General features: G+C 62.4%; 16 protein-coding genes. 9 read left to right on the top strand and 7 right to left on the bottom strand.

Features of this window, described 5'->3' with window-relative positions; genetic code table 11:
- Positions 1-43: 43 nt before the first annotated feature.
- Together PSH94_RS13905 and PSH94_RS13910 are read left to right on the top strand one after the other, a co-directional pair.
- On the top strand, positions 44-1,753 hold the full coding sequence (locus PSH94_RS13905) for an amidase (protein WP_181077898.1): 1,710 nt from the start codon (positions 44-46) through the stop codon (positions 1,751-1,753).
- 235 nt (positions 1,754-1,988) lie between these two features.
- Positions 1,989-2,420, top strand: a complete 432-nt coding sequence (locus PSH94_RS13910; protein WP_181077899.1) for a nuclear transport factor 2 family protein — start codon at positions 1,989-1,991, stop codon at positions 2,418-2,420.
- A gap of 22 nt (positions 2,421-2,442) precedes the next feature.
- Here the strand turns inward: PSH94_RS13910 and PSH94_RS13915 are convergent, their stop codons facing one another.
- Positions 2,443-3,768, bottom strand: a complete 1,326-nt coding sequence (locus PSH94_RS13915) for a PLP-dependent aminotransferase family protein (protein ID WP_181077900.1) — start codon at positions 3,766-3,768, stop codon at positions 2,443-2,445.
- An 89-nt stretch (positions 3,769-3,857) separates the two neighbouring features.
- Here PSH94_RS13915 and PSH94_RS13920 point away from each other — a divergent pair, with 89 nt between their 5' ends.
- The 3 genes from PSH94_RS13920 to yghX all read left to right on the top strand — a co-directional run bounded on the left by PSH94_RS13920 (position 3,858) and on the right by yghX (position 6,268).
- Positions 3,858-4,742: a DMT family transporter gene (locus PSH94_RS13920; RefSeq protein ID WP_266249650.1), complete on the top strand. Its 885-nt coding sequence runs from the start codon at positions 3,858-3,860 to the stop codon at positions 4,740-4,742.
- Positions 4,743-4,841: 99 nt separating this feature from the next.
- The gene (locus PSH94_RS13925; RefSeq protein WP_266249652.1) at positions 4,842-5,336 is read left to right on the top strand and encodes a PaaI family thioesterase; all 495 of its coding nucleotides are present in this window, start codon (positions 4,842-4,844) and stop codon (positions 5,334-5,336) included.
- Positions 5,337-5,380: 44 nt separating this feature from the next.
- Entirely contained in the window at positions 5,381-6,268 is an 888-nt protein-coding gene (gene yghX, locus PSH94_RS13930; protein WP_305434841.1) for a YghX family hydrolase, read from the top strand.
- Between the two features lie 95 nt (positions 6,269-6,363).
- Here the strand turns inward: yghX and PSH94_RS13935 are convergent, their stop codons facing one another.
- Both PSH94_RS13935 and PSH94_RS13940 read right to left on the bottom strand, forming a co-directional pair.
- Complete coding sequence (locus tag PSH94_RS13935; RefSeq protein WP_181077908.1) at positions 6,364-7,548, bottom strand: DUF2252 domain-containing protein; 1,185 nt, start codon at positions 7,546-7,548, stop codon at positions 6,364-6,366.
- Positions 7,549-7,609: 61 nt separating this feature from the next.
- A complete protein-coding gene (locus tag PSH94_RS13940) occupies positions 7,610-8,512 on the bottom strand; it encodes a LysR family transcriptional regulator (protein WP_305434844.1) in 903 nt (300 codons plus the stop codon).
- Between the two features lie 133 nt (positions 8,513-8,645).
- On the opposite strand from PSH94_RS13940, the gene ampC reads away from it, so the two are divergent.
- On the top strand, positions 8,646-9,788 hold the full coding sequence (gene ampC / locus PSH94_RS13945; protein ID WP_305434846.1) for a class C beta-lactamase: 1,143 nt from the start codon (positions 8,646-8,648) through the stop codon (positions 9,786-9,788).
- Positions 9,789-9,809: 21 nt separating this feature from the next.
- On the opposite strand, the gene PSH94_RS13950 is transcribed toward ampC, so the two are convergent.
- Both PSH94_RS13950 and PSH94_RS13955 read right to left on the bottom strand, forming a co-directional pair.
- Positions 9,810-11,087 carry an ATP-binding protein gene (locus PSH94_RS13950; protein ID WP_181077914.1) on the bottom strand — a complete coding sequence of 426 codons (1,278 nt, stop codon included), beginning with the start codon at positions 11,085-11,087 and terminating at the stop codon, positions 9,810-9,812.
- Positions 11,088-11,795: a winged helix-turn-helix domain-containing protein gene (locus tag PSH94_RS13955; RefSeq protein WP_181077916.1), complete on the bottom strand. Its 708-nt coding sequence runs from the start codon at positions 11,793-11,795 to the stop codon at positions 11,088-11,090.
- 162 nt (positions 11,796-11,957) lie between these two features.
- Here PSH94_RS13955 and PSH94_RS13960 point away from each other — a divergent pair, with 162 nt between their 5' ends.
- Positions 11,958-13,157, top strand: coding sequence for an MFS transporter (locus PSH94_RS13960; protein ID WP_305434848.1), 1,200 nt, complete (start codon positions 11,958-11,960; stop codon positions 13,155-13,157).
- On the opposite strand, the gene PSH94_RS13965 is transcribed toward PSH94_RS13960, so the two are convergent.
- The gene (locus PSH94_RS13965) at positions 13,113-13,715 is read right to left on the bottom strand and encodes a tRNA-(ms[2]io[6]A)-hydroxylase (protein WP_181077920.1); all 603 of its coding nucleotides are present in this window, start codon (positions 13,713-13,715) and stop codon (positions 13,113-13,115) included. The two genes, PSH94_RS13960 and PSH94_RS13965, sit on opposite strands and share 45 nt — an antisense overlap.
- A 148-nt stretch (positions 13,716-13,863) precedes the next feature.
- Here PSH94_RS13965 and PSH94_RS13970 point away from each other — a divergent pair, with 148 nt between their 5' ends.
- A complete protein-coding gene (locus PSH94_RS13970; RefSeq protein ID WP_305434851.1) occupies positions 13,864-14,727 on the top strand; it encodes a universal stress protein in 864 nt (287 codons plus the stop codon).
- 72 nt (positions 14,728-14,799) lie between these two features.
- Here the strand turns inward: PSH94_RS13970 and PSH94_RS13975 are convergent, their stop codons facing one another.
- On the bottom strand, positions 14,800-15,270 hold the full coding sequence (locus PSH94_RS13975) for a DUF1289 domain-containing protein (protein WP_181077924.1): 471 nt from the start codon (positions 15,268-15,270) through the stop codon (positions 14,800-14,802).
- A gap of 398 nt (positions 15,271-15,668) precedes the next feature.
- On the opposite strand from PSH94_RS13975, the gene acnB reads away from it, so the two are divergent.
- Positions 15,669-18,278 (top strand): bifunctional aconitate hydratase 2/2-methylisocitrate dehydratase, encoded by a 2,610-nt coding sequence (gene acnB, locus PSH94_RS13980; RefSeq protein ID WP_253511851.1) that lies wholly within the window; start codon positions 15,669-15,671, stop codon positions 18,276-18,278.
- The last annotated feature ends 87 nt before the right edge of the window (positions 18,279-18,365 follow it).

An 18,365-nucleotide genomic window follows, 5' to 3' on the forward strand; every position in this document is an offset into this window, starting at 1 on the left:
GTAGACTGCCGCCATACCTCCCCTCTGAAGGCGGCGAAAAAACGTGATGCAAGTTACTGAAGTTTCCATTGCCCAGCTGCGCGCGGCGCTTGAATCCGGCCAGACCACTGCCGTTGAACTGGTCAAGGCCTACCTGGCGCGGATCGATGCCTATGACGGTCCGCAAACGGCCACCGCGCTGAACGCCGTGGTGGTGCGCAATCCCCAGGCGCTGGAAGAAGCGCGGGCGTCCGATGCGCGGCGAGCCAAGGGTGAGACCCTCGGGCCATTGGATGGCATTCCTTACACGGCCAAGGACAGTTACCTGGTCAAAGGCCTCACAGCGGCCTCCGGCAGCCCGGCGTTCGCCAAGCTGATGGCCTGTCGTGACGCGTTCACCATCGAACGCCTGCGCGCCGGTGGTGCGATCTGCCTGGGCAAGACCAATATGCCGCCGATGGCCAATGGCGGTATGCAGCGCGGCGTGTACGGCCGTGCCGAGAGCCCCTACAACGCCGATTACCTGACCGCGCCGTTCGCCTCCGGCTCGTCCAACGGTGCCGGTACCGCGACGGCGGCCAGTTTCGCCGCGTTCGGCCTGGCTGAAGAAACCTGGTCCAGCGGCCGTGGCCCGGCCTCCAACAACGGTCTATGTGCCTACACGCCGTCACGCGGGGTGATTTCGGTGCGCGGCAACTGGCCGTTGACCCCGACCATGGACGTGGTGGTGCCGTTTGCACGCACCATGGCCGACCTGCTGGAAGTGCTCGACGTGGTGGTCGCCGAAGACCCCGACACCCGTGGCGACCTGTGGCGCCTGCAACCCTGGGTGCCGATCCCCAGCGTTACCTCGGTGCGCCCTGCTTCCTATGCTGAACTGGCTGTCGACAGCACAACCCTGGCGGGTAAACGCTTCGGCGTGCCACGTATGTATATCAATGCCGACCCTGAGGCCGGCACCAGCGAAAAACCCGGTATCGGTGGCCCGACCGGGCAGAAGATCCACACCCGCGCGAGCGTGATTGACCTGTGGCAGGCCGCGCGCCAGGCGTTGGAAGCCGCCGGCGCGGAAGTGGTCGAGGTGGATTTCCCGCTGGTGTCCAACTGCGAAGGCGACCGCCCGGGCGCACCGACGGTGTTTACCCGTGGCCTGGTGTCCAAGCAGTTCCTGCACGATGAATTGTGGGAGCTTTCCGCATGGGCCTTCGACGATTTCCTACGCGCCAATAACGACCCGGCCCTCAACCGCCTGGCGGACGTCGACGGCCCGCAGATTTTCCCCCACGACCCCGGCACCCTGCCCAACCGCGAAGACGACCTCGCGGCCGGCATGGACGAGTACGTGCGCATGGCCCAGCGCGGCATCACGCCGTGGAATGAAATCGCCAGCGTCCCCGACGGCCTACGCGGCCTGGAACAGACCCGACGCATCGACCTGGAGGACTGGATGGACAGCCTCGGCCTCGACGCGGTGCTGTTCCCCACCGTGGCCGACGTTGGCCCGGCGGATGCGGATATCAACGAAGCCAGTGCCGACATCGCCTGGAGCAACGGCATCTGGGTGGCCAACGGCAACCTCGCCATCCGCCACCTGGGCGTGCCTACCGTCACCGTGCCGATGGGCGTGATGGCGGATATCGGCATGCCGGTGGGGCTGACGTTTGCCGGTCGGGCATACGATGACTCGGCGTTGCTGCGCTACGCCTCGGCGTACGAAGCCACCGGCAGCAAACGCCTGATCCCGCCGCGCACGCCGCCACTGAACGCACACTAACGTGTCCATCTGATTCTCGGCCAGGGGGAGGCAACGAGCATAGCGATGCGCCAGTTCGACAGGAAGCCGTACGTCCCCATGCACTGTATTAGGACGTCATACCAGTTAAATCGAACACGAAGCGCCTTATATTCAGGGATATTTCAAAATTTAATTTCCTTACCCTTTCAAAATATTGCATGGTTGTACGACGACATCGAATGTCGTCTCTCTCAACAACAATAAGGAACGCCCCATGCAGAATATGAAAGTGCTGATCGGTTTTCTGTGCCTGTTCAGCGGCTATGTCGCTGCCGCCCCCGCCGCCGATGACAAGGACGTCGCCCAAGCCGTCGACCACCTGACCCAAGCCATGCTGCACAAGGACATCAATCAGTTACAGGCCCTCACCGCCGAAAAGCTGACCTACGGCCACTCCAGCGGCAAGATTCAGAACAAGCAGGAATTCATCGCCGACATCGAGACCGGCCGCAGCGGCTTCAAGACTCTGGAAATGCAGAAGCAGACCATCACCTTGAGCGGCGATACCGCGCTGGTGCGCAATCACTTTCACGCCCAGGCGGTGAACAGCGGTGTCGAGGTGCCCACCGATATCGAGAACTTCCAGGTCTGGCAGAAACACAAAGGCCACTGGCTGCTGATCGGCCGTCAGGCCTTCAAGTTCTGATTCCCCGGTGAGCCGGCGCGGCTCACCACATCACGGCACTGCGCACCTTGAGCAATGCTTCGCGCAGTGCCGGCATGTCCACCGACCCCAGGGCCAGGCGCAGTGCATGCGGCACATGGGTCGAGACCGCGAACGGCTCGGCGGTGGACACCGACACGCCCTGGCGCTGCAGTTGCATCGCCACCTGATCGGCGCGGGCATCTTCGGCCAGGGGCAGCCATAAGAAATACGAAGAGGGATGAGCGGTGTAAGCCAGCCCCTTGAGCACCTGGGCCGCCAACGCCTGGCGCGCCCGCGCATCCTCGCGCTTTTGCGCTTCCAGCTGTGCCACGGTGCCGTCTTCGAGCCAACCCACGGCGATTGCGCTCATGACGCCGGGCACGTTCCAGGTGGTCGCCATGACGCTGCGCTCCAACGCCTTGACCCAGGCCGGTGGCGCCGCGACAAATCCTACCCGCAGGCCAGTGGCGACACTTTTGGATAACCCGCCGACATACACCGTGCGCTCCGGCGCCAGCCTGGCCACGGGTGGCGGCGCGTCCTCGGCGAGAAACGCGTAGGCCGCGTCCTCGATAATCATCAGATTGTGTTGTTGGGCGATGTGCACCAACCGCTCGCGCTGCGCCAGGTCCATTACCCAGCCAAGTGGATTATGCAACGTCGGCATGCTGTACACCGCGCGCACCGGACGGCGACGACACAACGCCTGCAGGGCGTCCAGGTCCGGGCCGTGGGCGTTGGCCGGCAGGGCCAGGATTTCCAGGTGCAGCGTGTCGGCCAGCACCTTGAACCCCGAGTAGGTCAGCGCATCGACAGCAATCACATCGCCGGGCTTGAGCAGCGCCATCATCGTCACCGCCAGGCCATGTTGCGCGCCGCTGACCACCAGCACCTGGTCGGCGGTTACGCATAATCCGCGGCTAAGCAAATGCCGAGCGACAGCGGCGCGCTCGTGCACGCGGCCGGCGTGCGGCTGGTAACGCAGCAATGCCTCCAGGTCGCCCGACAGCGCCAACTGACGCAAAGCTGTGCGCAGCAGGTCAGCCTGACCAGGCAACGACGGGTAGTTGAAATTCAGATCGAGCAGCCCCGCCGCCACGTTCATCTGCCCGCTGCCCTGCCCAGGCGGCAAGGCGATTTCACGCACAAACGTACCGCGTCCGGTTTCGCCACTGACCAGGCCCATGACCTCCAGCTCGGTGTACACCCGGCTCGCGGTGGCCAGCGCAAGGCCATGTTCGGCGGCCAGCTGACGGTGCGTGGGCAGCCGAGTACCGGGCGCCATCGCGCCTGAGCGAATTGCCTGGGCGAAGCGATCGACCAGCAGTTTGTAACGGGCTCGCGGCATGCAAGGTGTATCCATGACAATTTTTTGATTGTGCCAATGCTCGCTCCTAGGATGACGCCCACGCAACTTCTCTTTTTCAGGCAGACCTCATGGAACATACGCTCGACACCCCGGACACCCGCGCACAGGGCTGGATCAACGGTTTTATCGGCGTGGTGATTTTCAGCGGTTCGCTGCCGGCCACGCGCCTGGCGGTAATGGAATTCGACCCGGTGTTCCTGACCGTGATCCGCGCCACCCTCGCCGCGCTGCTCGCGGTAGTGCTGCTGTGGGTGTTCAAGGAAAAACGCCCCACCCGCCAACAGTGGCTGCCCCTGGCCATCGTTTCGCTGGGCGTGGTGATTGGTTTTCCCCTGCTGACTGCGCTGGCGCTGCAATACGTGACCTCAGCCCATTCCATTGTGTTTATCGGGCTGTTGCCGCTGGCCACGGCGGTGTTTGCGGTGTGGCGCGGTGGCGAGCGGCCACGCCCGGTATTCTGGCTGTTCTCGCTGCTGGGCAGCGCGCTGGTGGTGGGCTACGCCTTCGCGCAGGGCCTGACCGCTGCCCCGGCCGGTGACCTGCTGATGCTACTGGCGGTGCTGGTGTGCGGCCTGGGATACGCCGAGGGCGCCACGCTGTCGCGCAGCCTGGGCGGTTGGCAGGTGATCTGTTGGGCGCTGGTGGTGGCGCTGCCGGTAGTGGCGCCACTGAGCCTGCTGCTGGCGCCGTCGAGTGTCACCGCGATCAGCCTGCCGGCGTGGCTGAGCCTGGGCTACGTGGCGTTGTTCAGCATGTTGCTCGGCTTTGTATTCTGGTATCGCGGCCTCGCTCAGGGCGGTATCGCCGCGGTCGGCCAGTTGCAGTTACTGCAACCATTCTTCGGCCTGGCGCTGGCGGCTTGGCTGCTGCATGAACAGGTCAGCCCAGGCATGCTGTTGGTGACGCTGCTGGTGATCGCGTGCGTGGCGGGCGCCAGGCGTTTTGCGCGGTGATACACCGTCTCTGGGCGGCATCATTACCTCAGCGTTTTATTCCCATTCCTCGTTTGTCCTGCTAAACAGAGTTATCGCCACAGAATAAAAGGATGCGACATGCACGCCCCTTCACTGCAGGACACCACCGCGCCGGAAGGCGTCTGTTACGGCTGCGGCAGCAGCAACCCCCACGGCCTGCACATCAAGAGCCGCTGGGATGAAGACCGCGTCCATGTGATTGCCGAGCACCAGCCGGACGCCCGCTATTGCGGCTGGCCGGACTTGGTGTATGGCGGCCTGATCGCGATGCTGGTGGACTGCCACTCCAACTGGACCGCCATGGCTTATCACTACCAGGCCGAACAACGCGAACCCGGCAGCGTGCCGCGCATCGACTGCGTCACCGGCAACCTGGGCATCAAATTCATCAAGCCCACCCCCATGGGCGTACCGCTGACCTTACGCGCGCGGGTCGAGGGCGATGTCGGGCGCAAAACCCAGGTGATCTGCGAGGTGTACGCCGGCGGCGTACTCACGGCCATCGGCGATTCGGTATTTGTGCGTGTCGATACCGGCCAGTTGGCCGCCGCTGCCCACGGTCGTACCGACTGAATCCGGGTACCTTTCACTGCCACCGTTTAGCGAGGACTGCATCGATGGAACGCTTGAGCGCCAAAGACTTCGCCCCCGAACTGCTGGAACTCTATGACGGCTATGCCCATGGCACGATCAACCGTCGCGAGTTTCTCGACCGCGCTGCGCTGTTCACTTTCGGCGGGCTGACCGCGTCGGCGTTGCTGGCGGCGCTGAGCCCCGACTATGCCCTGGCCGAACAGGTGAAATTCACCGACCCTGCCATCGTCGCCGACTACATCACCTACCCCTCGCCCCAGGGCCACGGCACAGTACGCGGCTATCTGGTGCGCCCGACACATGCCAGCGGCAAGCTGCCGGCGGTGGTGGTGGTGCATGAAAATCGCGGTTTGAACCCCTATATCGAAGACGTCGCGCGGCGCCTGGCCAAGGCCGGATTCATCGCCCTGGCGCCGGACGGCCTGACCTCGGTCGGCGGTTACCCCGGCAATGATGAAAAAGGCAAGGCGCTGCAAGAGCAAGTCGCCCCGACCAAACTGATGAACGATTTCTTCGCGGCCATCGAATGGCTGATGAAGCACGACAGCGGCAACGGTAAGGTCGGTATCACCGGTTTCTGTTATGGCGGCGGGGTAACCAATGCGGCCGCGGTGGCCTATCCCGAACTGGGCGCTGCTGTGTCGTTTTATGGGCGCCAACCGGACACGAAGGACGTTGCGCGCATCAAGGCGCCGATCATGCTGCACTTCGGCGAGCTGGACACGCGCATCAACGAAGGCTGGCCGGCCTATGAACACGCGTTGAAGGCGGCCGGAACCCTCTATGAGGCGTATATCTACCAGGGCGCCAACCATGGCTTTCACAACGACTCGACACCGCGTTACGACGACGCGGCGGCGAACCTGGCGTGGGAGCGCACATTGGGGTGGTTTCGCAAATACCTGGCGTGAGAGCGACTGTGAGCGGGGTTGCCCGCCTGGAGCTGGAACATAAAACGCTTCTTGCAGTGAGCAGGCTTGCCCTGCTCATAACAGCAAGCTGAGGGTCAGTGTTCCAGGGCATATCGCCGGCAGTGGTTGAGGTAGCCTTGCTCATGGCTGCCTACCAGTTGCACCACGCTGGTCCATAACCACGACGGCGCGTCCAGTTGCCGGGTGCGGTTCTCCTGGAGGACCGCCATCCAGGCCTTGCGGGTGGCGCGGTCCATCTGTCGGGCGTGGGCGATACCGACCACGCGGGCCAGGTAACCGGCGGCGTGCATGGCGTCGGTTTCGCTCAGTTCGTCCAGTTCCAGCTTCATGTCCTGGGGCAGCAGTTCCCGGATAAAAAAACCATGGTCCAAAAAGCGCGTCGCCACCATGCGTTCGCCCAATCCCGGCGACAACTGACGCGCGCCCTCAACCACGCGGCGACCATTGTCTCGTGGCATCTTCGCCCGGGACGCACGGGGTGCCGCCGCGCCCACGGCTTCCTTGATATCGATCAGGCAGTACTCCTGATCATCTTTGTCACCCACACCGAGCAACACTGCATAACGCAGCAGCCCGAGGGAACTGCAGCCCTTGACCCAATACGCCGAGTCCAGCAACTCGACCTTGGCATCCTTGGGCCGCCCCTTGAGCGAGGTGACCAACTGCTGAATGTCATCCGAGGCGCAGACGTTTTCCAACGCACTTTTTTCCGCCCGCGACAGCGACCAGAAGTGTTTGCCCAGCGGGATCGTCGGCCGCACGCTCTCGATCCGTTCACGCGCCAAATGCTTCCAGGTACGCGCCACCGCGCTGCGCATGCCGGCCTTGACCTGGGAGGGGCGTGGCGGGGCTTCGTCCGGCTTGTCTTTGAAGGCTTGTTCGTAACCCTGCATCATTTCTTCGAGCATGCGTGCGGTGGTCACCCCTGGCAGGTCCGAGCCACGCGCGGCCGTGGCCAGGGACAGGGCCAGGCGCACCAGGTCATGGGCCGGGTTGCCGATCACCGTTTGGTCGAGGTCGCGGATATGCATGTCGATGCGGCCGTCGGTGTCCCCGGTCGGGCCCAGATTACCGGCGTGGCAGTCGCCACAGATCCAAATCGCCGGGCCATGGGGCAAGCGGCGTCCGGGCAGGCTGTGCAGCCACTCGTAGAATTGCACGGTGCTGCCCCGCACATAGGCGTGGGCCGAGCGCGCCATCTTCAGATTGCGTAGTTGAGTCAGGTGCGGCATGCGGGCGGAGGGGCGCGGAATTTTCATGAACAGCCTCAGGTCGGGGCCACAGTAGATCGCCGAGCCAGCGAGAATGTTTCATTTTGTTTCAAGAAGATGGCAGAAGGACAGCTTCGCCCTCGCCGGCCTGGGTTTGCAGCCAGCCCTTGAACGCCAGCATCGCCGGTGTCTCGGCCCTGGACTGCAGGCGCGTCAACCAATAGCTGCCGGTGGTAATGCCCACGTCGAAAGGCTGGCGAATCAAATCGTTTTCCAATTGCCGCGTAAACATCACGGCCGGTGCCAACGCCACCCCGATCCCCTGCAACGCGGCATCCATCATCGCCAGCGAAGAGTCGAACACGATACTGCGTGGCACAAGGGTATCGGCGGGCAACCCAGCGGCGTGAAACCACAGGTTCCATTCATCGGCGCGGTAGGAGCGCAGCAGCGTGTGCTTCAACAGATCGTGCGGCGCGTGCAGGTGCTCGGCGATCGCCGGGATGCACAGCACCGTCAGCGGCGCCGCCAGCACGTGGCAGGCATCGGTGCCATGCCAGGCACCGGCGCCAAAGCGTACCGCGTAATCCAGGCCTTCGGCAGCCACATCGACACGGTTGTTGTGGGTGGACAGGCGCAGGTCGATCAGCGGGTAACACTTCTGAAAGTCCGAAAGGCGCGGCAACAGCCAGCCCACCGCGAAGGTGCCCACCGCGCCCACGGTCAGCACTTCGCGGTAATGCCCGCCTTCGAACTGCTCCAGGGTCTGGGCGATGCGGTCGAAGGATTCCCGCAGCACCGGCAGCAGGGTTTCGCCTTCGCGGGTGAGCATGAGCCCGCGCGGCAGGCGCTTGAACAAAGTGACATTGAGTTGGGCTTCCAGGCTTTTTACCTGATGGCTGACCGCCGCCTGGGTAACGCACAGCTCGATGGCGGCGCGGGTAAAGCTCAGGTGGCGAGCCGAAGCCTCGAAGGCGCGCAGGGCATTAAGGGGCAAATGGGAACGCAACATCAGCTAGCCCAAATTTTTCTAATGGCTGGGACGAGATATCATCGTTTGTCCAGTCAGTGAAATCCACCTAGATTTGCGGCGCCTGCGCAGGCCTTGATTGTTATCGCACCACTTATTAGGGAAGCCAACCACCATGCGTCACTCCGTACGATCACTCGCCCTCTCTAGCCTGCTGCTCAGCGCCGGTCACTGTCTGGCCGATTCGGACCTGCGCCCCGTGGTCAACGCCAGCGTCGAACCGCTGATGCAGCAGCAAGGCATCACCGGTCTTTCGGTGGCAGTGATCCACAAAGGCCAGGTGCAATACTTTAATTACGGTCTCGCTTCCAGAGACACGCGACAGCCCGTGACCGAAAACACGCTGTTTGAAGTGGGTTCGGTCAGTAAAACCTTCGCCGCCACGCTTGGCGGCTACGCCCAGGCTACCGGCAAACTTAAGCTCACGGACCCGGCCGCCCAGCACCTGCCGGCTCTCAAGGGCAGCGCTCTAGAACGTATCAGCCTGCTGCAATTGGCGACCTACACCGCGGGCGGCCTGCCGTTGCAGTTTCCCCAGGCCGCCGACAATGCCGACAACATGCTCAGCTACTTCCAGCACTGGACACCCGCCTACGCCCCCGGCACGCAGCGGTTGTATTCCAACCCGAGCATCGGCCTGTTCGGTTATCTGGCCGCGCGAAGCCTGGGGCAGCCTTACCACGTCGCCATGGAGCAGACGCTGCTGCCCAAACTGGGCCTGAAAAACACCTACGTAAACGTGCCAGACGAGCAAAAACCTCGTTACGCCCAGGGCTATGACAAGCAGGACAAGCCCGTGCGCGTTTCCCCTGGCGCGCTGGACAGCGAAGCCTATGGCATCAAGACCACCGCCCGTGACCTGGCGCATTACGTCATCGCGAACATGCACCCGCAAACCCTGGAGCAACCGCTGCAACAAGCCATCGCCACCGCCCATAGCGGTTATTACCAAGTAGACGGCATGACCCAGGCTCTGGGCTGGGAGTACTACCCTTACCCCATCGCGCTGCAGGCCCTGATCGACGGCAACTCCACGCCGATGGCCATGCAACCCCACGCGGTCGGTTGGTTTGCCACGCCCCACGCGCAACCGGCCAATGTGCTGTACAACAAAACCGGTTCCACCGGCGGTTTTGGCGCGTACGTCGCGTATGTGCCAGCCCAGGACAAAGGCGTGGTGATCCTGGCGAACAGGAATTACCCGAACGCTGAGCGGGTAAAGGTGGCGCATGCGATCCTGAGCGCGCTGGCACCCTAACTGGCTCGGGCGCCATCGCTGTTATTCGGCGTACGCCCAGGTCATGCGAAACGACGCCCCGCCCCATTCCGAATCCTGCACTTCGACCTGCCCGCCATGCCACTGGGACACCCGTTGCACCAGGGCCAGGCCGAGGCCGAAGCCGCCGGTGCGACGGTCGCGACTGGCGTCCAGGCGCATGAACGGCTGGAAGATTTTCGCGCGGCCGTCCTCGGGCACGCCGGGGCCGTCGTCACATACACGCACTTCATAGCCGCTACCGAACGCGATCAGCGACACCTGCACCCGCCGCTCGGCGTAACGGATGGCGTTGCGCAACAGGTTGATCACAGCGCGAGCCATAAAGCGCGGCTCAATCTGGATAAAGTCCACCTCACACACCCGCAGCGATAACTGGACGCCGGCCGCTTCGGCCTCCAGCGCCACGCTGGCGATAACGCTGTCGAGCCAGCTGTGGGCTTCGATGCGCTCGCGGGTTACCTGCGTGGCGCCTCGCTCCAGGCTGGCGTAGGTGAGCAACTCCGAGACCATCTCTTCCAGCTCGCCCAGGTCGGCGTACATGTCGGCAATCAGCTCGCCGCGCTGGCGTGGGTCGGCCTGTTGCTTGAGCTGGTCGAGTTCGAACGACAGCCGCGCGATCGGCGTGCGCAGTTCATGGGATACCGCGTTGGTGAGTTCGCGCTGATTGGCGATCAGGCTTTCGATGCGCTCGGCCATCTGATTGAAGTGGCCGGCCAGCTCGCGCACGGTGGAACGTCGCGGCAGCAGGATACGTGAGCCGAGGTCGTTATCACCAAAGCGTTGGGCGGCCAGGCGGATGTGCTCCAGGTCGCGCCAATGCGGGCGCACCCAAAAATACAGGACAACGGCCAGGCACACGCCGAGAAACCCATAGGCCCACATATACAGCCATTTAGGCTCTTCCGGCAGCTTGATCTCCAGCAATTGCGGGCCACCGTCAATATCGGCGAGGAACTCCATAAAGTCGCCACGCACCACCAGCCGCCCCTCGGCCAGCAGCGCTTGCTCGCGAGCCGTCAGTGCCTGAGCATCCTTGAGCACCAGTTGCAGACGCAGCCCGTAATAAGGTTGCAGCTCAGCAAGCCGCGCCTGGCGCTGTGTAACGGGCAGCGGCCGCAATTGCTCCACCAGGCCGTAAGCCGGGCCACGCAAGGCCTCGCGGTTGTAGGTTTCGTTGGCCTCGGGCAGCAACTCGTCGAAGGTGTAGTTGACCAGCCAGATCGCGCCCGCCAGCCCCAACGCCAGGATCAGATACAGACGCAGGTAAAGTCGCAGCACCTAGACCTCCCACGCAAACGGATTGAACAGGTAGCCCTTGCCCCAAATGGTCTTGATGCAGACCGGTTCGCGAGGGTTGTCGTTGAGCTTGGCGCGCAGCTTGCTGATGTACACGTCGACGCTGCGGTTGAGCCCGTCGAAGGCGATACCGCGCATGCGGTTGAGAATATCATCGCGCGACAGGATGCTGCCGGCGTTGCTGGCCAGCAGCCAGAGCAGTTCGAACTCCATGGTGGTCAGGTCGATGCGCTCGTCGCCCAGGCTGACCACCCGGCAACTGCGGTCGATGGCCAACCGGCCGAACGCCAGCGCGCCACGTACCGTGGGCTCGGGCGCCTGCCTGCGTTGCAGCGCACGCAGGCGCGCAAGCAGCACGGGTGGTTTGATCGGCTTGATCACGTAGTCGTCGGCGCCGGACTCCAGGCCCAGGATATGGTCCAGGTCGTCCTCCTTGGCGGTGAGGATCACAATCGGTGTGTCCGACACGCGACGGATTTCACGGCACACCTGCAGGCCGCTCTGGCCCGGTAGCATCAGGTCGAGCACCACCATCTTCGGGGTGAAATCCAAAAAGGCTTCCAGGGCCTCGTCGCCCCGGTGCACCACTCGCACGTCAAAGCCATGCTGCGACAAAAAATGTGCGATCAGCCCTGCCAGTCGCTCGTCGTCCTCGACCAGCAGAACCTTGCCCAGCCCCAGGTTTTCCATAGGTTCTCAGTGTGCAAACGGCGATTGATTGAAGAGCGGGCATTATAGATGGCAAGCTGCACCACTTGAGTGGTCGGCCAACTCCCGACAGGGCAAGCTTCATGTTTTTAAGAGTTTTTAACAAATAGCCCGCAGTTTTTAACGCCAACCCCAGGGAGCTGTATGCGTAAGGATTACCTGGCGTTCTTCATCTCACTGTGTGTGTCGCGGCTGGCGGACCAGATTCTGTTGTTTATCGTGCCCCTGATCGTGTTCCAGACCACCGGCAGCGTGGCCTGGGCGGGCCTGGCGTTTTTTTGCGAGTCGCTGCCGCGCTACCTGGCGTTCCCGGTGTGTGGGGCGTTGTGCGATAAGTTTTCACCGGTGCGCATCCTGCATATCAGCCAGGTCTACCGGGCACTGGTGTGCGCAGTGACGGTAGCGTTGTATGGGGTGTTCGATGGCATTTATTGGCTGGTGATCCTATCGGCACTGTGCGGGGTGCTGACGACCCTGGGCATCATGGCGCGGGAAGTGGTGATGCCCCATGGTTTCCCACAGTACAGCTACGCCAAGACCCTGTCCTATTCACAGATTGCCGATCAGAGCGGCCTGGTGCTCGGCCCGCTGCTGGCGGCGCTGATGCTGCAAGTCTGGAGCTGGCCGTGGGTGGTGGCAGGCGTGGCCGGCTTGTTCGTAGTGGCCGATCTGGCCATGTTGATCTGGCAGCGCCACACCACAATCCACCTACCGAGCCATGCCCAGCACGGCGATATCTGGCTGCAGCCGCTGCGCATCGCCTTCGGCCACATAGGTCGGTTGGCGGCACTCAAGCGCATCATCACCCTGGCGGTCGGCGTCAACCTGATCGTCGGCGTAACGCTGGCGACCTCGGCGGCCATGGTCACCGGCCAGTTCGGCGCCGGCAAGGACAGCTACGCCCTGCTCCAGGCTGCCGGGGCGCTGGTCACCATTGGGATTCTGTTCTATCTGGCTCACTCGGCATTGCCGATGAAGCTCATGGGCGGGCTGGGCTATTCAATGATTGCCGTGGGTGCGCTGATCACGGCGATCAGCCCGGATGTGTGGGCCTACACCCTGGGTTTCCTGCTGATCACAGGCTTTGACAAGATGTTCAATGTGTACCTGCGCAGTACCCGGCAGCGGGTGATTCCGGTGCAGGACTTCGGCAAGACCGTAGGCGTGATCACCCTGCTCAACAACCTCGCCCAACCCTTGGCGGGCTTGATGGTTGCGCTGCTGGCCGCGCCTGTCGGCACGCAAACGGTGATCCTGTTACTGACCGGGATCACCGCGCTGATCGGCGTCGCGGTAGCGTCAGGCTGGCACGCCACTGTGAAAGCGGAACTCGATGTCGGGTGACTCGATCAGTTCCTGCTCCGCCGCCCTTACCCGCTCGATCACCTGGGCAATGTCCCTGGCGTCGCCATACTGGTAGGCCAATTTCAAATAGCCCTGGAAATGCCGCGCTTCGCTTTTGAGCAGGCCAAAGTAGAACTTGCCGAGTTCTTCGTCCAAATGCGGCACCAGCGCTTCGAAACGCTCGCAACTGCGCGCCTCGATAAACGCGCCGACCACGAGAGTGTCCACCAGCTTGACCGGCTCATGGCTGCGCACCACTTTGCGCAGCCCCGAGGCATAACGCCCGGCGTGCAGTTGGCGCAGTTCCACTTTGCGCTTTTTCATCAGGCGCATGACCTGCTCGTGATGCACGAGTTCTTCCCGGGCCAGGCGCGACATCATGTTGATCAGGTCAACATGGGCGTAGTACTTGGCCATGAGGCTAAGCGCGGTGCTGGCGGCCTTGAATTCACAGTTCTTGTGGTCGATCAACAGGGTGTCCTGATCGGCCAACGCGGCCTGGACCCAGGCGTCAGGGGTACGGCAACCGAGGAATTCGTGGATTTCGGGCAGGTTCATCGGGCTCACGGGCAAAGGATCACAAAAGGGGGGCGATTATACCGACCGCGCCGCAGACCACCAGCCACCGGGCTTGATGTGCATCAACATGACGTCCGGCGGGCAGCAACTATAGTTGTTCCACGCTCACCCTTTTGGAGATCCGATCATGCAAGCCATTCGCAGCATCCTGGTGGTCATCGAGCCCGCGCATTCGGAAAGCCTGGCCCTCAAGCGCGCCAAGCTGATCGCCGGGGTCACCGGCGCGCACTTGCATTTGCTGATCTGCGACAGGAAACACGAGCATTCGGCGCTGTTGAGCCTGCTCAAGGCCGGCTTGCAGGAAAACGGTTACAGCGTGACCACCGAGCAGGCGTGGAATGAAAGCCTGCATGACACCATTATCGACGTGCAGCAGGCCGAGGGCTGTGGGCTGGTGATCAAGCAGCACTTTCCCGACAGCCCGCTTAAAAAGGCGCTGCTGACGCCGGCGGACTGGAAACTGTTGCGCGTGTGCCCGACGCCGGTGCTGCTGGTGAAGACGTCCACGCCTTGGGCGGGCGGGGTGATTCTGGCGGCGATTGATGTGGGCAACAACGACGCAGAACACCGCGAGCTGCATCACGCGATCATCGACCATGGCTTCGACATCGCCAGTCTGGCCAAGGCGCAGTTGCATGTGATCAGCGCCCATCCTTCGCCGATGCTGTCGGCGGCGGACCCGACGTTCCAGCTCAAGGAAACCATCGAGGCGCGTTATCGCGAGCAGTGCACGGCGTTCCAGGCTGAATTCGATGTGGATGACGCACACCTGCACGTCGAAGAGGGCCCGGCGGACGTATTGATCCCCCATCTTGCCCACACACTGAAAGCGGCCGTGACCATCATCGGCACAGTGGGGCGCACCGGCATTTCCGGAGCGCTGATCGGTAATACGGCGGAGGTGATACTGGACGCGGTGGACAGCGATGTACTGGTGCTCAAGCCGCAGACCTTGATGGATGACCTGGGGGCACTGGCGACCCAGGCCTGACGCCGACTCCCCCATACCACCGAGATCCAATGTGGGTGGGGGCAAGACCCTCCCCCATTTGGATGTGTGTTGTCAGTCAGCGAGTGCATCGTTCAAGAAGGCCGGGGCGATATAGCGCTGGTAATGGGCCTCGGAGAGGATAAAGAACTCACGGTCGATGGCATCGCGCAGTTCCGGCAAGGCCCACTCGCGAAACTCCGGCAACAGCACCATGCCGTACGCCTCCAGGTTATTGATCACCCGCGCCCCGCGAGCAATCAACTGGTACGCCCAACAGTACGCGGACTGGTGCGGCACAAAACGGATCTTGCGCTGCTCCAGTTGCCCGCGCAGTTTGCCAGGGTCGAACACTTCCAGCTTGCCGGCCATCACCTGCACCAACAAGTGCTCCAACCGCAGCCAGACCGCGCGTTTTTCTTCTTCGTTATAGCCGTTCCACTGGATCACTTCATGGTGGAAGCGCTTGCAGCCACGGCAAACGAGGTCGCCGTAAACGGTGGAGCACAGGCCTACGCAGGGGGTTTTGATGGTTTGGTTGGACATGGGCGGCGGCACGCAAATCAGTGAAACAGTGCGTCATGTTAGCCCTTTGTCTAAGGTTGATCACCCGGCAAACGTGACATGGCAACTTACCTTTAAATTTTTTTTGCCGTAGAATCATCCGGCCTTGTAAGGCGCCAATAATCCGCTGGAAGCTGTTTTCAAAGCGTCACGAGCACAGTCGTTCCTTCAGAACGGTGTTGGCGATGGTGAACGACCCGGTAGGTCGAGCATCAGCGCCAACCCTCATCAGCTCCGTTCTGCAGGCGTAAAACTTTGAAAGCAGCTTCTGTGAGAAATGCCGGCAGCGCTGGCTTTGCGGCCCAAAAAGCCCCCGAGCGCACGCGTGCCGATCATTTCTGGATGAGCGTCCCGTGGGACCACTGATGAGGGTAATAACTGTGCTTGAAGCCTACCGCAAACATATCGAAGAGCGTGCAGCCCTGGGTATCGTTCCCCAGCCGCTTAATGCCGAACAAACCGCAGGCCTGGTCGAGCTGCTGAAAAATCCTCCGGCTGGCGAAGAAGAATTCCTCGTTGACCTGATCACCAACCGCATTCCACCAGGCGTTGACGAAGCTGCCTACGTCAAGGCCGGTTTCCTGTCCGCCCTGGCCAAGGGCGAAGCCACTTCCCCCCTGATCGACAAGAAACGCGCCGTTGAGCTGCTTGGCACCATGCAGGGCGGCTACAACATCGTGACCCTGGTCGAGCTGCTCGACGATGCCGAGCTGGCACCTGTTGCCGCCGCTCAACTCAAGCACACCCTGCTGATGTTCGATGCCTTCCACGACGTCGCTGAAAAAGCCAAGAACGGCAACCAACACGCTAAAGCCGTGCTGCAGTCCTGGGCCGATGGCGAGTGGTTCAAGAACCGTCCGACCCTGGCCGACAAGATCAGCCTGCGCGTGTTCAAGGTCACCGGCGAAACCAACACCGACGACCTGTCCCCTGCCCCGGACGCCTGGTCCCGCCCTGATATCCCGCTGCACGCCCTGGCCATGCTGAAAATGGCGCGCGAAGGCATCGTGCCGGACGAGCAAGGCAAGACCGGCCCGATGAAGCAGATCGAAGAGATGCGCGGCCAAGGCTTCCCGATCGCCTACGTCGGTGACGTGGTCGGTACCGGTTCGTCGCGTAAATCCGCCACCAACTCCGTCCTGTGGTTCTTCGGCGACGACGTGCCTTACGTACCGAACAAGCGTGCCGGTGGTTTCTGCTTCGGCAGCAAGATCGCTCCGATCTTCTACAACACCATGGAAGATGCCGGCGCACTGCCAATCGAATTCGACGTTACCAACATGCACATGGGCGACGTGATCGACCTGTACCCGCATGCCGGCAAAGTCTGCAAACACGGCACCGACGAAGTCCTGACCACCTTCGAAATGAAGACGCCAGTGCTGTTGGACGAAGTCCGCGCCGGCGGCCGTATCCCGCTGATCATCGGCCGTGGCCTGACCGAAAAAGCGCGTGCCGAGCTGGGCCTGGGCCCGACCGATCTGTTCAAGCTGCCTGAAGCCCCGGTCGACACCGGCAAAGGCTTCACCCTGGCGCAGAAGATGGTCGGCAAGGCGTGCGGCCTGCCGGAAGGCAAAGGCGTGCGTCCAGGCACCTACTGCGAACCGAAGATGACCACCGTGGGTTCCCAGGACACCACCGGTCCGATGACCCGTGACGAACTCAAAGACCTGGCGTGCCTGGGCTTCTCGACCGACCTGGTGATGCAGTCCTTCTGCCACACCGCGGCTTATCCAAAGCCGATCGACGTGACCACCCACCACACCCTGCCTGACTTCATCATGACCCGTGGCGGCGTGTCGCTGCGTCCAGGCGACGGCATCATCCACAGTTGGCTGAACCGCATGCTGCTGCCGGACACCGTCGGCACCGGTGGCGACTCCCACACCCGTTTCCCGATGGGCATCTCGTTCCCGGCAGGTTCCGGTCTGGTCGCGTTCGCCGCCGCCACCGGCGTCATGCCGCTGGACATGCCGGAATCGATCCTGGTGCGCTTCAAAGGCAAAATGAAACCTGGCATCACCCTGCGTGACCTGGTTCATGCCATTCCTTACTACGCGATCCAGGCTGGCCTGTTGACCGTAGAGAAGAAAGGCAAGAAAAACGCCTTCTCCGGCCGCATCCTGGAAATCGAAGGCCTGAACGACCTGACCCTGGAGCAGGCGTTCGAGCTGTCCGACGCCTCGGCCGAACGTTCGGCTGCCGGTTGCACTATCAAGCTGTCCAAAGAGTCCATCACCGAGTACCTGAACTCCAACATCACCCTGCTGCGCTGGATGATCGGTGAAGGCTACGGCGATGCGCGCACTCTGGAACGTCGCGCCCAAGCGATGGAAGCCTGGGTCGCCAACCCGGAGCTGATGGAAGCCGATGCCGACGCCGAATACGCCGAAATCATCGAAATCGACCTGGCCGAGATCAACGAGCCGATCCTCTGCGCACCAAACGACCCGGACGATGCCCGTCTGCTGTCCAGCGTTGCCGGCGAGAAGATCGACGAAGTGTTCATCGGTTCGTGCATGACCAACATCGGTCACTTCCGCGCTGCCGGTAAGTTGCTGGAACAGGTCAAGGGTCAGCTGCCAACCCGTCTGTGGCTGTCGCCGCCGACCAAAATGGACGCTCACCAACTGACCGAAGAAGGCTACTACGGCATCTACGGCAAGGCTGGCGCACGCATGGAAATGCCGGGCTGCTCGCTGTGCATGGGTAACCAGGCACGGGTAGAACCGAACTCCACCGTGGTGTCGACTTCGACCCGTAACTTCCCGAACCGTCTGGGTGACGGCGCGAACGTCTATCTGGCTTCGGCTGAGCTGGCGGCAGTCGCTTCCACCCTGGGTCGCCTGCCGACCGTCGAGGAGTACATGGGTTACGCGGCCAAGCTGGACACCATGGCCAGCGACGTCTACCGCTACCTGAACTTCGACCAGATCGCCGAGTTCCGCAAGATCGCGGCCAGCGCCAACATCCCGGTGCTGCAAGCTTAACGGTGTGTTGATGTGAAAAACGCCGCGTATCGCAAGATACGCGGCGTTTTTTTATGTCTGGAACAAGCCATTACTCAAGGCAAAACA

This window comes from Pseudomonas sp. FP2254, assembly GCF_030687695.1.
Lineage (GTDB): Bacteria > Pseudomonadota > Gammaproteobacteria > Pseudomonadales > Pseudomonadaceae > Aquipseudomonas > Aquipseudomonas quebecensis.

Excerpts from the sequence above, each read along its gene's own strand:
- PSH94_RS13910 (WP_181077899.1), top strand. The coding sequence starts at position 1,989 with ATGCAGAATATGAAAGTGCTGATCGGTTTTCTGTGCCTGTTCAGCGGC.
- PSH94_RS13915 (WP_181077900.1), bottom strand. The coding sequence starts at position 3,768 with ATGCCGCGAGCCCGTTACAAACTGCTGGTCGATCGCTTCGCCCAGGCA.
- PSH94_RS13920 (WP_266249650.1), top strand. The coding sequence starts at position 3,858 with ATGGAACATACGCTCGACACCCCGGACACCCGCGCACAGGGCTGGATC.
- PSH94_RS13925 (WP_266249652.1), top strand. The coding sequence starts at position 4,842 with ATGCACGCCCCTTCACTGCAGGACACCACCGCGCCGGAAGGCGTCTGT.
- yghX (WP_305434841.1), top strand. The coding sequence starts at position 5,381 with ATGGAACGCTTGAGCGCCAAAGACTTCGCCCCCGAACTGCTGGAACTC.
- PSH94_RS13935 (WP_181077908.1), bottom strand. The coding sequence starts at position 7,548 with ATGAAAATTCCGCGCCCCTCCGCCCGCATGCCGCACCTGACTCAACTA.
- PSH94_RS13940 (WP_305434844.1), bottom strand. The coding sequence starts at position 8,512 with ATGTTGCGTTCCCATTTGCCCCTTAATGCCCTGCGCGCCTTCGAGGCT.
- ampC (WP_305434846.1), top strand. The coding sequence starts at position 8,646 with ATGCGTCACTCCGTACGATCACTCGCCCTCTCTAGCCTGCTGCTCAGC.
- PSH94_RS13955 (WP_181077916.1), bottom strand. The coding sequence starts at position 11,795 with ATGGAAAACCTGGGGCTGGGCAAGGTTCTGCTGGTCGAGGACGACGAG.
- PSH94_RS13960 (WP_305434848.1), top strand. The coding sequence starts at position 11,958 with ATGCGTAAGGATTACCTGGCGTTCTTCATCTCACTGTGTGTGTCGCGG.
- PSH94_RS13965 (WP_181077920.1), bottom strand. The coding sequence starts at position 13,715 with ATGAACCTGCCCGAAATCCACGAATTCCTCGGTTGCCGTACCCCTGAC.
- PSH94_RS13970 (WP_305434851.1), top strand. The coding sequence starts at position 13,864 with ATGCAAGCCATTCGCAGCATCCTGGTGGTCATCGAGCCCGCGCATTCG.
- PSH94_RS13975 (WP_181077924.1), bottom strand. The coding sequence starts at position 15,270 with ATGTCCAACCAAACCATCAAAACCCCCTGCGTAGGCCTGTGCTCCACC.